The organism is uncultured Agrobacterium sp., from assembly GCA_913777615.1.
Taxonomy (GTDB): domain Bacteria; phylum Pseudomonadota; class Alphaproteobacteria; order Rhizobiales; family Rhizobiaceae; genus Agrobacterium.
The window spans coordinates 109,154-122,789 of sequence record CAJYTK010000001.1; the positions used below are offsets into that span (position 1 = coordinate 109,154).

Annotated in this window: 14 protein-coding genes and 1 tRNA gene; 8 read left to right on the forward strand and 7 right to left on the reverse strand. The window is 58.4% G+C overall.

The genetic code is table 11. From position 1 onward, the window contains the following. Window positions 1-221 precede the first annotated feature (221 nt). From QZ862_RS00575 to QZ862_RS00600, 6 genes are all read left to right on the forward strand, one after another. Window positions 222-1,166, forward strand: coding sequence for a tripartite tricarboxylate transporter substrate binding protein (locus QZ862_RS00575; RefSeq protein ID WP_296016682.1), 945 nt, complete (start codon window positions 222-224; stop codon window positions 1,164-1,166). After that, the gene (locus QZ862_RS00580; protein WP_296016680.1) at window positions 1,163-1,657 is read left to right on the forward strand and encodes a tripartite tricarboxylate transporter TctB family protein; all 495 of its coding nucleotides are present in this window, start codon (window positions 1,163-1,165) and stop codon (window positions 1,655-1,657) included. The genes QZ862_RS00575 and QZ862_RS00580 overlap by 4 nt, the downstream gene beginning before the upstream one ends. 95 nt (window positions 1,658-1,752) lie before the next feature. Continuing rightward, on the forward strand, window positions 1,753-3,270 hold the full coding sequence (locus tag QZ862_RS00585; RefSeq protein ID WP_296016679.1) for a tripartite tricarboxylate transporter permease: 1,518 nt from the start codon (window positions 1,753-1,755) through the stop codon (window positions 3,268-3,270). Between the two features lie 172 nt (window positions 3,271-3,442). After that, window positions 3,443-3,703 (forward strand): hypothetical protein, encoded by a 261-nt coding sequence (locus QZ862_RS00590; RefSeq protein WP_296078333.1) that lies wholly within the window; start codon window positions 3,443-3,445, stop codon window positions 3,701-3,703. A gap of 122 nt (window positions 3,704-3,825) precedes the next feature. Continuing rightward, the gene (gene dps, locus QZ862_RS00595; RefSeq protein ID WP_296016686.1) at window positions 3,826-4,320 is read left to right on the forward strand and encodes a DNA starvation/stationary phase protection protein Dps; all 495 of its coding nucleotides are present in this window, start codon (window positions 3,826-3,828) and stop codon (window positions 4,318-4,320) included. Window positions 4,321-4,861: 541 nt separating this feature from the next. Then, entirely contained in the window at window positions 4,862-5,065 is a 204-nt protein-coding gene (locus tag QZ862_RS00600; RefSeq protein ID WP_296016676.1) for a CsbD family protein, read from the forward strand. A 72-nt stretch (window positions 5,066-5,137) separates the two neighbouring features. On the opposite strand, the gene QZ862_RS00605 is transcribed toward QZ862_RS00600, so the two are convergent. Further along, window positions 5,138-5,527 (reverse strand): PAS domain-containing protein, encoded by a 390-nt coding sequence (locus tag QZ862_RS00605; protein ID WP_296016675.1) that lies wholly within the window; start codon window positions 5,525-5,527, stop codon window positions 5,138-5,140. A gap of 401 nt (window positions 5,528-5,928) precedes the next feature. Next, window positions 5,929-6,318: a hypothetical protein gene (locus QZ862_RS00610; RefSeq protein ID WP_296096795.1), complete on the reverse strand. Its 390-nt coding sequence runs from the start codon at window positions 6,316-6,318 to the stop codon at window positions 5,929-5,931. A 207-nt stretch (window positions 6,319-6,525) separates the two neighbouring features. Between QZ862_RS00610 and QZ862_RS00615 the strand changes: the two genes are divergently transcribed. Together QZ862_RS00615 and QZ862_RS00620 are read left to right on the forward strand one after the other, a co-directional pair. Further along, entirely contained in the window at window positions 6,526-6,759 is a 234-nt protein-coding gene (locus QZ862_RS00615; RefSeq protein WP_296016670.1) for a hypothetical protein, read from the forward strand. A 138-nt stretch (window positions 6,760-6,897) separates the two neighbouring features. After that, a complete protein-coding gene (locus tag QZ862_RS00620) occupies window positions 6,898-7,227 on the forward strand; it encodes a hypothetical protein (protein WP_296078338.1) in 330 nt (109 codons plus the stop codon). A 324-nt stretch (window positions 7,228-7,551) separates the two neighbouring features. Here the strand turns inward: QZ862_RS00620 and QZ862_RS00625 are convergent. From QZ862_RS00625 to serA, 5 genes are all read right to left on the reverse strand, one after another. Further along, window positions 7,552-7,628 (reverse strand) — tRNA-Met (locus QZ862_RS00625). Window positions 7,629-7,762: 134 nt separating this feature from the next. After that, a complete protein-coding gene (gene mnmA, locus QZ862_RS00630; RefSeq protein WP_296096797.1) occupies window positions 7,763-8,959 on the reverse strand; it encodes a tRNA 2-thiouridine(34) synthase MnmA in 1,197 nt (398 codons plus the stop codon). 189 nt (window positions 8,960-9,148) lie between these two features. Further along, window positions 9,149-10,336, reverse strand: a complete 1,188-nt coding sequence (opgC, locus tag QZ862_RS00635) for an OpgC domain-containing protein (protein WP_296020556.1) — start codon at window positions 10,334-10,336, stop codon at window positions 9,149-9,151. 364 nt (window positions 10,337-10,700) lie between these two features. After that, window positions 10,701-11,774, reverse strand: a complete 1,074-nt coding sequence (locus QZ862_RS00640) for a Tim44 domain-containing protein (protein WP_296096800.1) — start codon at window positions 11,772-11,774, stop codon at window positions 10,701-10,703. 207 nt (window positions 11,775-11,981) lie between these two features. Further along, on the reverse strand, window positions 11,982-13,577 hold the full coding sequence (serA, locus tag QZ862_RS00645) for a phosphoglycerate dehydrogenase (protein WP_296078579.1): 1,596 nt from the start codon (window positions 13,575-13,577) through the stop codon (window positions 11,982-11,984). Window positions 13,578-13,636: the final 59 nt, after the last annotated feature.

Genomic DNA, 13,636 nt, shown 5'->3' on the forward strand with positions numbered 1-13,636 from the left:
AACGCTGCAACATTCCATCAGCGTCAGTTAAATGACAGCTTTGTGTGGTGCTCTGCAATTCTTCTTCATGCCGTGGAGGCGGGTGAGGAAGCGGGAGGCAAGTCTCATCGCAGTGTACCGTTCAACAGGCAGCGTCTTCGCGCCATGTCGGCAAATCTGCGTGCTCCTTCCGTTGTCAATGATCGCAACGATGCCCAAACGGCATTCAAGGAGGATTCACTTTGAAGCATTTTTTCCTCGCCTCGCTTCTGGCTGGCGCCATCGCTCTTCCCGCAGCAGCTGCTGATTACACCATCATCGCGCCTGCCAATCCGGGCGGCGGCTGGGACCAGACGGCCCGCTCGCTGCAGACGGTTCTGCAGGAAGAAGGCATTTCCAAGAGCGTGCAGGTTCAAAACGTTCCAGGCGCCGGCGGCACCATCGGTCTGGCCCAGTTCGCAAGCCAGCAGAAGGGCAACGCCAACGCGCTGATCGTTGGTGGCTATGTCATGGTTGGCGCTATCCTCACCAACAAGGCACCTGTGACCCTCAAGGACGTCACCCCGATCGCGCGTCTGACCGGTGAATATGAGGCGGTCGTTGTTCCGGCCTCCTCGCCGATCCAGACGATGGCTGAACTTATCGAGCAGCTGAAGAAGGATCCGGGCAGCGTGTCCTGGGGCGGCGGTTCGGCTGGCGGCACCGACCACATCACGGCGGGCCTGATTGCCAAGGCAGCAGGCGTCGATCCGACCAAGATCAACTACATCGCCTATTCCGGCGGCGGCGAAGCGCTTGCTTCCATCCTCGGCGCGCAGGTCACTGCCGGTATTTCCGGCTATGGCGAATTTGAAAGCCAGGTGAAGGCTGGAACGCTTCGCCTTCTCGCTGTCACCAGCGCAGAGAAGCTTCCGGGCGTTGACGCACCGACCCTGAAGGACAGCGGCCTCGACGTGGTCGTGCAGAACTGGCGCATGGTTGCCGCTCCTCCCGGCCTAACGCCCGATCAGGAAAAGGCCGTCAATGCCGATATCGAGAAGCTGGTCAAATCCGCCAAGTGGCAGGAAACGCTGAAGACGAAGGGTTGGACGGATACCTATCTCGCCGGTGAAGCCTTCAAGGCCGAACTTGCCAAGGATACGGCTGCAACCGAGACCATTCTCAAAGACATCGGACTTGTAAAATGAGCCAGGGTATCAACCCCTCACAGACACAAAAACGCCGCCCTGATTGGGCGGCGCTCCTCATCGCGGTGGCGCTCGTCGCCATCGCTGCCGTCATCTTCTGGGATTCCGGCCGTCTGGCCAGCGTTACCGGCTATTCGCCGGTCGGTCCCGCCACCGTGCCTTATGCCATCGCCTTCTGTCTTGTGGGTCTGGCGATCTGGACCGCCATCGAAGCCTGGCGCGGAGAGTTTCCTGAGCGTGACAAACAGGAGGTTGCACCCGTTGTCTGGGTTGTTGCCGGTCTTGCTGCACAGATGCTCCTGTTGAACATTGCAGGCTTTTCGATCGCCACCGGCCTGCTGTTTGCCTTTACTGCACGCGCCTTCGGCAAGAAGAAGCTGCACTACTCGATCCCGCTCGGCATCGTGATCAGCTTCGTCGTCTGGTTCATCTTCGCGCGTCTGCTGCAACTGTCGCTTCCGGCTGGCCCGTTCGAACAGCTTTTCATCTGAGTGCGACCAAGTTTTAGAACAACAAAGATCAGAGGCTTGACCGCAGCGGGATGCGAACTCCGCGGCAGCCTCGCCCGACAGGGGGACATCTGTCTATGAGCACATTCGAATTTCTATTGCACGGTCTTGAGGTTGCAGCCCAACCCATGAACCTGCTCTACGCGCTGATCGGCGTGACGCTCGGCACCGCCGTGGGCGTTCTGCCCGGTATCGGCCCGGCGCTGACCGTCGCCCTTCTCCTGCCCGTCACCTACCGGCTTGATCCCGCGGGTTCGCTGATCATGTTCGCCGGTATCTATTATGGCGGCATGTATGGTGGCTCGACCACCTCGATCCTGCTGAATACGCCAGGCGAAAGCGCCTCGATCGTGACCGCGCTGGAAGGCAACAAGATGGCCCGCAAGGGTCGTGGCGGTCCAGCGCTTGCCACCGCCGCCATCGGCTCCTTCGTCGCTGGTCTGATCGCAACGATCGCGCTCGCCTTCGTCGCGCCCTATATCGTCAAGCTAGCGCTGGTCTTCGGCCCGCGCGAATATTTTGCGCTGATGGTTCTGGCCTTCGTCACCGTTTCGTCCGCTTTCGGCGATTCCGCGCTGCGCGGCCTTACCTCGCTCTTCATCGGCTTTGCCCTTGCGATTGTCGGCATCGACCAGCTGACGGGTCAGACGCGCATGAGCTTCGGGGTGCCGGATCTTCTCGATGGCATCGAGGTCACCACATTGGCGGTCGCCATGTTCGCCATCGGCGAGACACTCTTCATCGTGGCTCAAGGCCAGACAGGCGAAGACAAGGTCGAAGCCGTCAAGGGTTCGGTCTGGATGAGCGCGCAGGATTGGGCACGCTCCTGGAAGCCATGGCTGCGCGGCACGTTGATCGGCTTCCCCATTGGCGCCATGCCTGCAGGCGGCGCGGAAATCGGCACCTTCCTGTCTTACGCGACCGAAAAGAAGCTGACCAAATATCCGGAAGAATTCGGCGAAGGCGCCATCGAAGGTGTGGCCGGTCCGGAAGCGGCCAACAATGCCTCGGCTGCCGGTACGCTCGTTCCGCTTCTGACGCTCGGCCTGCCCACCACGGCAACGGCTGCCATCATGCTGGCCGGTTTCCAGCAATACGGCCTGCAACCCGGCCCGCTGCTGTTTGCCACCAACCCGCAGCTCGTCTGGGGCCTGATTGCCAGCCTCTTCATCGCCAACCTCATGCTCCTGGTGTTGAACCTGCCGCTGATCGGCCTGTGGGTGAAGCTGCTGACCATTCCAAAGCCATGGCTCTATGCTGGCATTCTGCTGTTTGCGACGCTCGGCACCATCGGAGCAAACCCCTCGGTCTTCGAACTCGGCATGCTGCTGGCATTCGGTATCCTCGGCTACATCATGCGCATCTTCGGCTATCCGATTGCGCCAGCCGTCGTTGGCCTTATCCTCGGCCCGCTGGCCGAACAGCAGCTGCGCCGTGCGCTGGCCATCGGTCAGGGTGATCCTTCGGTGCTCTTTACCTCACCGATTGCCGTCGGCCTCTTCCTCGTCGCTGCCGCCGCCTTCATCATTCCGCTGATTATGCGTATCCGTGGACGTGGACAGGTTCTGACGCAGCTTGCGGCCAACGAAGACTGATACCGAACGACGAAACCTCCCAAGACCGGCAGCCCCGCATCGTTTTCCGATGCGGGGTTTTTTCATGGCTCGATGCTCCGATGAGATCGCCATGCACTGCAATCCGGAACACACGCCACCGAACCTGAGTTAAACTCATTAGTATTCACTCTGTGACAGCCATGGGACCATCATGCGAAAGCTCAGCCTTCTTCTCGTTCTGGCGCTTGCCTCCTGTACTTCGACGGCCTCAAGTGTCGAGCCAATCCCCGGCAGCATCACCTATGGCGGTCAACCGCATGGCAGGCTGACCAAAGCCCCTGCCGGTTCCACAATGAGCCACAGTTTCAGAACCGGTGACGGTCGTCTCGCTCTGGAAACCTACCGTATAGAGCCGGACCGCTCACTGACGCTGCTGCGTCGCGAAATCATCAGCGACTATCCGGAAAACTGAACCTTCGCCATAGCGGGGCGGAATTTTCGACGCGCCTCTGAAACGCGGCGGAACATCATACGGCCCTGTCCGTTGCTCTCGTGAAAATGAAGATGCGGAGCGTTTCCGCACCCGTTCAGGAGATGACAATGAAGACTCACAAGACCAAAAACGACCTGCCCTCCAACGCCAAGGCAACGGTAATCGGGCTTTTGAACGAAGCGCTCGCCTCGATGATCGACCTGGCGCTTCTGACCAAGCAGGCCCACTGGAACCTCAAGGGCCCTCAGTTCATCGCAGTCCACGAGTTGCTCGACAGCTTCCGCAAGCTGATCGACAACCACACAGACATTGTCGCCGAACGCGCCGTTCAGCTGGGCGGCACCGCACTTGGAAGCCTCCAAAGCGTGTCCTCCACGACCAAGCTGAAGGCCTACCCCACGGACATCTACAAGATCCATGACCACCTGGCAGAGCTGATCGAGCGCTATGGCGACGTCGCCAATCTGGTGCGCAAGTCGATCGATGAGGCGGATGAGGCGGGCGACGCCAATACGGCCGATATCTTCACCGCGGCCTCTCGCGATCTCGATAAATCGCTCTGGTTCCTGGAAGCCCACGTACAGGAAAAAGCCTGACACGAAAAAGCGCCCGGAATTGACCGGGCGCTTCTCTCTAACTGAAACTAAAACCGAAGCGGATTGAAGCTATTCAGACCTGCTCCGGCGTTTTGGGCCATCCATAACAGATCGGCGTCACATCCGTAGCGCCCGATTTACGTCAGTGGCGCCTCAGAACCGCTTTTCCGATATCTCGAAGCAGATCGTGATCGAGTATGCCGCGCTGAGCGCTGCGGATCAGTATGGCAGCGCACTCATTGGCAACCGGGCTGCTGCGATCTTCAAGGCACTCGAAACAAACACCGTCAAAGATCGTCTGCAGGTCCGTAATTTGCTGGGGCGACAATTGTGCGCCAACTCGTTGAAATGCCGCGTAGGACAAGGCTCATCCTCCCGTAACATGCTGACAAACGATGTAAATTTCCGTGAACGATTAAGTTCTACACCCGATCGAATCAGAAGTCGAATCAGATTTTAACCAATTATCAATCACTCAATAATTGGAACCGGCTCTTCTTTCAGCCGTTACTTTGACAGACTACAACAGAGGAGACACATCATGGATTGGAACCGCGTAGAAGGTAACTGGAAGCAGGTCAAGGGCAAGATCAAGGAACAGTGGGGCAAGCTCACAGATGACGACCTTGATCAGATTGCAGGCAAGCGCGACCAGCTGGAAGGCAAGATCCAGGAGCGCTACGGCGTCGAAAAAGACCGCGTCAAAGACGACGTCGACAGCTGGTATGGACGCCAGAGCTGGTAAGAGGCGCAGCGAAAGCGCCAAAACTCCACGAGCCGCGCCACCTGCGGCTCGTGTGGCATATGGCGTGTGATTTTACTGGCGCAGCCCCACACCGCCAAGCAGTTTTTCTACAGTTATGTCTATCATCCAGCCAACACCTTTGATCGGCATCCTGTCTCGATCGTAAATGATCCGGCCCCCAACTCTGATCCACCGATAACGCTCAGGATCGATTTCGATCTCATAATCCTCCTGGTACAGGTTGCCATTGAGGAGATTGTCGTGGATGGCCTTCGCTACTCTTTCCCGGCTGGATGGTGCGACCCTCATCAGAAACGCCTCGATCGTCATTCCCTCCGCCCCTTCCGCCTCCGAAAACCCGCAGATCGCGGCACTCACCCGGTCTAGCGAAAGCCAGTTCTCGGTGACGTCCCAGGAATAATACCCTACCTCGTTGATGTCCTTGCCTAAAAGGCAATCCATATCCCTCTCCAAACGGGCGCAACCCTACCGTGCGCCCACATTTTGCTCCGTAGTGCGAAGCCGCGATCACGCTATGTGACAAACATAAGACAACACTAACATTTATAAGACCGTAGGGTGAAGCAGAGTTCCAGCCGTGTGGTATTTTATCAACGACATTCGTGAACTGGCCTACACCAAGGTTAAGCTCTGCGACGGTTTTCCGATGTCCACACGCGAGAAATCGCCACACCCTTTCGGCTGCGAGCAGTTTTTACCTCAGCCTCTATGATGTCGAAGCTTTCGCCCTCTTCGGCGCTGAGATTCCATGTGGATGCCTTAGGGAGCTTGTGTTAAGTTGCGATACAGGAAAGGGAGCCTGGCAAGCCAGCGCTCCCTTCTGTCATGTTTATGCCTGCACGTTAATTGGCCGGGCAATTTGTCTGAGATGAGTTGCCGGCTGTTGTGCCCTGATTTCCATTTGCACCGGGCGCGCAGTCGGTGTTGTTGGTATCAGAATTTGGCGTGGGAGATGCGGCACCGGAGCCATTCGTGCCAGGCGCCGTTGTGCCAGGTGCGGTCGTCGTGCCTGAGCCGGTCGTGCCAGCGCCGGATGAACCGGTTCCGGATGCGCCAGTACCAGACGCACCGCCAGCGCCTGCGCCAGTACCGGTACCATCAGAACTTGAGCTGGAACCCGCACCGGCAGCGCCATAGCCACCAGCGCCTCCAGAACCACTACCCGCACCCTGAGCCATCGCCAAAGACGCAAAACTCAACGCAAAAACCGTTCCAACGAGAATCTTCTTCATCTGCTTTCCTCCAAGCGTTGTTGTCGTTACGCTAATCCAACAAGTCGGAGGCCACTCTGTTCCTATTTATATATTTCCGCTGTGGCGGAACAAACCGGTGGCGACTCAAGAACGCCCCACAAACGTCAGAACAAGCACGGATGCTTCCCGGTCGCGAGGAACCGAGAACGTAAGAGACAGTTGTTCTCACTCACCTGGAGAAAAGATATGAAATTTCTAAGCGCAGCAATTTGCCTTTTATCGATCGGCTTTTTGAGCAGTTGCGTCGATGACCGTTACAACGGCGCCGGATACGGCAGCATGGGCGCACGCGGTCAATCCTGTGGTTACGGACAGAACGACGTCTCCCATCCCTATGCGGGGCGATGTGACTGGCGCCGCGAAAACGGCAGGGACTGGGCCGATAGCGGGGCGAACAACTCCATCTACCGGCGACGTTAAAAGAAATACATGGCACGAAGTGGCCGGATTGCTTCCAGGCATCCAGGCACCTTTTTGCCATGAAATGATCAAAATCCATTCAGAAGCCGTTCACGCGACCGAGAGCTAAATGAGGTCACTCACAGAGGAGTGATGAAAATGCGCAAGATCGTTCTAAGCGTTGCGTTACTGGTCAGCGGTTTGATGGGAACAGGCGCGAGTGCAATGCCTCTCGCCCAGCCTGCAGCACCCACGATGAGCGATATCCAGACGGTCGATTATGCCTGCGGGCGTGGATACCACCTCTCGCCGCGTGGCTTCTGCCGTCCAAACGGACCCCCGCGTTACGAGCGTGCCTGGGATCGCAGAGATCCGTGGGAAGCCCGGAGAGAGTGGCGCGAGCGTCAGGCGAGACGAGAATGGCACGAGCGCCGAGCGTGGGAGCGCGAGCGTGAGTGGCGTAGAGGCGGATATGACTACCGCTGGTAAAATCATGGAGCCCGCCATTCAGGCGGGCTCCATTCCCAACTGCGTGAACGGTTAAACTGGAATGATCTCATGCTTCATTGAATCGCTCTTGGGCAGCCTGTTCGGCGGCGCCAACACACCAAAAACCAAAGCGGAACGCAAAGTGCGTCGCGTCATGGTGCCATTGGTCATAATCTTCTTGGTCGGGCTGGTTGTCGTGAGTGCGTTGTGATGCAGCGCATTTGATAGGACGGCGGTTTAACCTGATAAACAACGGGCAAGGCGCACGCGTTCAGCACTATCCAAGATCTTGATCTGCTGAAGCTAAAACAACTAGTGAGAGAATGGTAGCGGGAGAGGGACTTGAACCCCCGACACGCGGATTATGATTCCGCTGCTCTAACCACCTGAGCTACCCCGCCACGAGGGAAACAAAGCTGCGATCTGCGGCCCGTTTCATCAGGATGAGCGGCTTATAAGGTGCCGCTCCCCAAGGTGTCAAGCGCAACCTGCGCAAAAAGTCAGTCTTTCTACAGCCCCAGCCCACGGCCCGATTTCAGGCTGCGACCGGGTTGGCGAGCAGCGCTTTGAGCGATGCTTCCGCTTCCGCGGAGCGCTCCGAACGCTCGATAAAACCGCCGCCATAGACGCGGGCGTCTGGTCCGGGTGCGGAGTAGAGAACGCAAGCCTGGCCAGGTGCGATGCCGGCCTCGCCGATGGCGAGATCCACATAGATGCCCTTCTCGTCTGTATGGAGAACGGCCTCTGCCGGTGGGCGGGTGGAGCGGACCTTGGCGAAACAGGCGAAGCCACCAGCGGCGTCGTCTTCAAGCGCGCCGTCGCCCAGCCAGTTCATGTCACGCAGATAGACGCGGTGGGTTTCCAGCGCCTCGCGCGGGCCCACGATCACGCGGCGGCCACGGGCGTCGAGATGCACCACATAGAGCGGCTCGCCTGTTGCGACACCGATGCCGCGGCGCTGGCCGATGGTGTAATGCACGATACCGTCATGGCGGCCAAGCACGCGGCCGTCCAGATGCACGATATCACCCACAAGCGCTGCATTTGGCTTCAGCTTGTTGATGATATCGGTATACTTGCCCTGCGGCACGAAACAGATGTCCTGGCTGTCCGCCTTCTTCGCAACGACAAGCCCCATCTCTTCCGCCAGCGCACGTGTTTCCGCCTTGGACAGCCCGCCAAGCGGAAAGCGTAAATAGTCGATCTGCTCCTGCGTGGTGGCAAACAGGAACCAGCTCTGGTCACGGTCGCTATCGATCGGGCGATAGAGCGCGCGGCGGTTGGGATTGCCCGGCACGGGGTTACGACGCGAGCGGATGTAGTGACCTGTCGCCAGTGCATCTGCACCCAGTTCCTGGGCGGTGGCGAGCAGATCGGCAAACTTGACCGTCTGGTTGCAGGCAACGCAGGGCACAGGCGTTTCGCCCATGGCATAAGCTTCTGCAAACGGGTTGATCACGGTTTCGCGAAAGCGCGCTTCATAATCCAGCACATAATGGGGAATGCCGAGCGTTTCGCAGACGCGACGCGCATCGTCGATATCTTGGCCCGCACAACAGGAGCCGGCGCGATGAACGGCGGCGCCGTGGTCGTAAAGCTGGAGGGTAATGCCGAGGACGTCATAGCCCTCACGCTTGAGAATGCCGGCCACTACGGAGGAATCGACGCCACCGGACATGGCAACGACAATCCGGGTGTCTTCCGGCTTCTTGTCAAAGTCGAGCGTATTCAAGGTTTTTCCAATCGTCAGTCATAACGGGGGTAAAGGCCCCGCCGCCTGTCGTCAAATCCATGAAGCTCAGCCTCAAGCGAGACATGGAAGCTTGGATTTTCAAGCGCTGCATATAGAAAGAAAAGCCCTGAAACGCAAGTACGGGGCGGCACGTGCCACCCCGTAGAGGATTGTCGCTGTGTTGCCGTATCAGGCGCCAGCAGTCTTCTGGCTGTCGCCGATCCACTTGTCGCGTTCGCGCCAGAGGGCTGGGATTGCCAGCATCGCAATGCCGACGACGGCAATCGCGGTCTTCTGGATTTGCGTCAGTTCCGCAGTGCGGCCATCCAGGTAGTAGATGCCGTAGACGATGGCGACATGCCAGACATAGACCTGAAGCGAGTGGCGGCCGAGAAGCTGCAGAAACTTCAGAGACAGCACCCAGATCACGCCAGCGGCGATCTTTTGTACGATCGGGTTGTGATGCTTCGGACCGGCAATGATAAGCCATGTCAGGCCAACGCCAACCGCCAGGAAGTTGATCAGGTAGACCGGGCCGAAATCGGCGCGGATTTCCATGGTCGAGAACTTGCCGAGCATGAATTCCGGCATCAGATTCCAGGCCGTCGCAATACGCAGCGGAACGAAAAAGACGCAGACGATCAGCGCGGCCTTTGCAATCCAGCTGCGCTCCGGCGAGAAAATCTTCGTCCACGGAATGCGGTTCTGCGCCGTCATCGCACCCAGTACCAAGGCGGTATAGAACACAAGCTGCCAGCCGAACAGGTTGAAGCTGACGCGAATGCCCTGCTCGTCTACCCCCTTCACCACCTCGTTCATCGGCGTGGTGAAAAGCTGCTGCAGACCGAGCTGACCCGCCATCCACACCAGGAGCGAACCGGCCATGACGTAGGCCCATTTGCCGTCGAGGCAGAGCTTCACCAGGAACGGCGCGAACACCATGTAGACGATATATTGCGGCAGAATGTCCATGAAGGTCGGCTGGAACAGGAAGGTGGCAATCGCTGCCAACCGCAGCGGATCGTCAAACGATGTCATGCCGAGCCAGTTGTACCAAATGTAAGGCGCATGCGGGATGACCATGCGCGCGAAGAGGACTGCGATCACCAGCCCCATTGCGTATTTGTACAGTTCAAGGGCGCGGTTCCAAATCATGTCGCGCCCGGCCTCGTAGCCGTATTTCACCATCTTGCGGGCATACACCATGCCGATCAGCAGGCCGGACAGGAACACGAAGCCCTGCGCGTCCTCAACGAAGGCAAACTGACGGTGGTTGATTTCCACCAGCCAGAAACCGCCTGCGAAGACCAGATGGTTGATCAGCATAAAGACGAGGAAATAGCCGCGCATCCCGTCGATCAGGTCGAAGCGTTTCATCGTTAAAGCTCTCCATTTCGCGGACCGCGCTTATGATCGGTCGCCGTGTTCCTCTACTCGGGTTTGTCCGTGGGTCGGCCCGAAGTTCGGATTGTCAACGCGAATAGAAGGCGGCGGTTCCGCCTATGCGCGCATTTGCTAAAACGCGAGCGGTTCACGTTGACGTGTGCCTTTCTGGGTTAAAAGGCTGCGACTGAATGCGGGATGAACAAAAAAAGGCAATAAATGGACAAGGATGCGGCGCTCCTTTTTCCGGCATTCAAGGCATCTGCCGAAAGCGACTGCTGACCAGTGCAAAGCGATAAAAACAAAAAGGCGCCGGAATACAAATCCCGGCGCCTTTATTATTTAAGAAAGTGAGAGCTTACGCCGCAGCCTGGATGGCTGCGACCTGCCACTCGGAACCATCCTTGCGAACGAAGGTCCACATCTCGGTCGATTCTTCCGGCTCGTGCTCGTTGCCTTCAATCACCTTTCCGGTGGTGCGATCACGCATGATGTCGATTGCCGAGTAGCGCATAGCGACAGTGGCGTAATCCTGACCGTTTTCATGCCATGCTTCCGCAACGTCGCCCTGGAGTAGCGTCACATCGCGCACGTCGTTCTTCACGCCGCTCGTTGCGTGATCGCTGAGCTCTTCGGCCAGATAGGACATGGCTTCCGGTGTGGTCAGCTTGCGAAGCGTACCGTAGTCCTCGGCAGCATAGGCAGACTGTACCTGCTGCAACATGTGCTGAAAGGTTTCGAGGTCACCATGCGTCACGCCGATTTCATCGCCTTCGGACATGGCGTTTTCATGCGGCGCGGGCTTCGGCGCAGCTGGCGCGGCAGCCGCCGTTGCCGCAGCAGCGCCACCAAAGGCGCCGGCTCTGGAACCCATCTGCGGGATCTTGAAGCCACCCTGCCCTTTTCCGTCATTGCCGGAATAGTCGTTACGCGCATTGTTTGAGCTGGAAGCTCCGCCATAGGCCGGCTGGCCCTGGCGACGCGATGCGAAGAGGCGCATGGCAAGCATCACAAGACCGCCGATCAGCAGCACCTGTAGCAGCATGCCGAAGAAGCCTGCCATACCACCGAAACCGCCACCCATCAGCATGCCGAACAGGCCGCCCATCAACAGGCCACCCATGAGACCGCCCATCATGCCACCGAACATGCCTCGGTTCTGCTGCGGTGCCTGCGCCGTTGGGCGCGCCGGCTGGGCCGAATTCGGCTGAGACGTCGGGTTGGTGTTGGGCGTCATACTACGGTTGATCGGCGCGGCCTGGCCCGGCGCTGTATTGGTCGCGGGCGGTGCCGAAAAGGTCCGCGTTCCACGGCTGCCGAAGCCGCCGCTGGCACGGCGTGCTTCTGCCATATCGACAGCCACGAATGACACCGCGATCCCCAAGGCGGCAACTGCGAACAAACCCTTAAAGCGCCGTATGGCAGCAAACATCGTTATCTCCTGTTGGGTCGCCCTCCCATTGAGCGACAAAGAACGGAAGGCATATAGCAACTATCGGTCTTCATTTTGAGAGCTCAAACCATAAATATTTCGTGATACACAACCCGTGGTAGTTACCCGCCTTACGAGCCAAGAAAAAAAGCCCGGTGCGGACTATCCGCACCGGGCTCAAGGATCAGAGAAAAAGTCCTGGGCCGATCAGTCGATGTTGAAGGTCAGCGGCTTGACCTGGCGAATTGCCGGGTTGGCGCGCAGCTTGTTCAACACCTCTTCCGAGACCGGACCATCGACATAGAGAAGCGCAATCGCATCGCCGCCATTGGCTTCACGGCCCAACTGGAAGTTGGCGATGTTGACGCCCGCTTCACCGAGCGTCGTGCCCATGAAGCCGATCATGCCGGGGGTGTCGGTATTGGTGATGTAGATCATGTGCTGACCGACATCGGCGTCCATGTTGATGTTCTTGATCTGGATGAAGCGTGCCTTGCCATCCGAGAACACCGTACCAGCCACCGAGCGAACCTGGTTTTCCGTCTTGACGGTCAGCTTGATGAAGCCGTCATAGACACCGGTCTTGTCGCGCTTGACCTCGGAGAGGATGATGCCCTTTTCCTTGATCATGATCGGTGCCGAAACCATGTTGACGTCTGCCACCTGTGGACGAATGAGACCGGCCAGAAGCGCGCTCGTCAGCGCCTTGGTGTTCATGTTGGCGGTTGCGCCATCATAAAGAATTTCGATTTCCTTGGTCGCGCTTTCCTGCACTTGACCGACAAACGAGCCGAGGACATCGGCAAGCTTGATGAAGGGCTTCAGGCGTGGCGCTTCGTCAGCGGTGATGGACGGCATGTTGATGGCGTTGGAAACCGCACCCTTGACGAGGTAATCCGACATCTGTTCGGCAACCTGCAAAGCGACGTTTTCCTGTGCTTCCGTCGTCGACGCACCAAGGTGGGGCGTGCAGACCACGTTCGGCAGGCCGAAGAGCGGGCTTTCTGTGGCGGGCTCGACCTCGAAGACGTCGAAACCGGCACCGGCGACATGGCCAGACTTGATGGCATCGGCGAGCGCTGCCTCGTCCACCAGACCGCCACGGGCACAGTTGACGATGCGCACGCCAGGCTTGGTCTTGGCAAGGTTTTCCGCGCCCAGGATGCCGCGCGTCTTATCAGTCATCGGAACGTGAAGCGTGATGAAGTCGGCCTGTGCCAGCAGCTCATCAAGCTCGACCTTGGTCACACCCATTTCCTGGGCGCGCTCCGGCGACAGGAAGGGGTCGTAGGCCAAGACGTTCATCTTCAGGCCAAGAGCACGCGAGCAGACGATGGAGCCGATATTGCCGGCACCGATGACGCCGAGCGTCTTGCCGGTGATTTCGACACCCATGAACTTCGACTTTTCCCACTTGCCGGCCTGGGTGGAGGCATCAGCCGCCGGAAGCTGGCGGGCAACAGCAAACATCAGGGCGATGGCGTGTTCGGCGGTGGTGATCGAATTGCCGAAAGGCGTGTTCATGACGATGATACCGCGACGCGATGCTGCCGGAATATCGACATTGTCGACGCCGATACCGGCGCGGCCGATGACCTTCAGATTGGTCGCGGCTTCGATCAGCTTTTCCGTCGCCTTGGTGGCGGAGCGGATGGCAAGACCATCATAATTGCCGATGATTTCGGCGAGCTTGTCCTTGTCCTTGCCGAGCTTCGGCTGGAAATCCACTTCGACGCCACGGTCGCGGAAGATTTGAACGGCGGTTTCCGACAGTTCGTCAGATACAAGTACGCGAGGTGCCATTGTATGGGCTCCTTGAAAAGAGGTTCAGTCTTTAACAGCGGGAATGCGCGGCCCTGCAC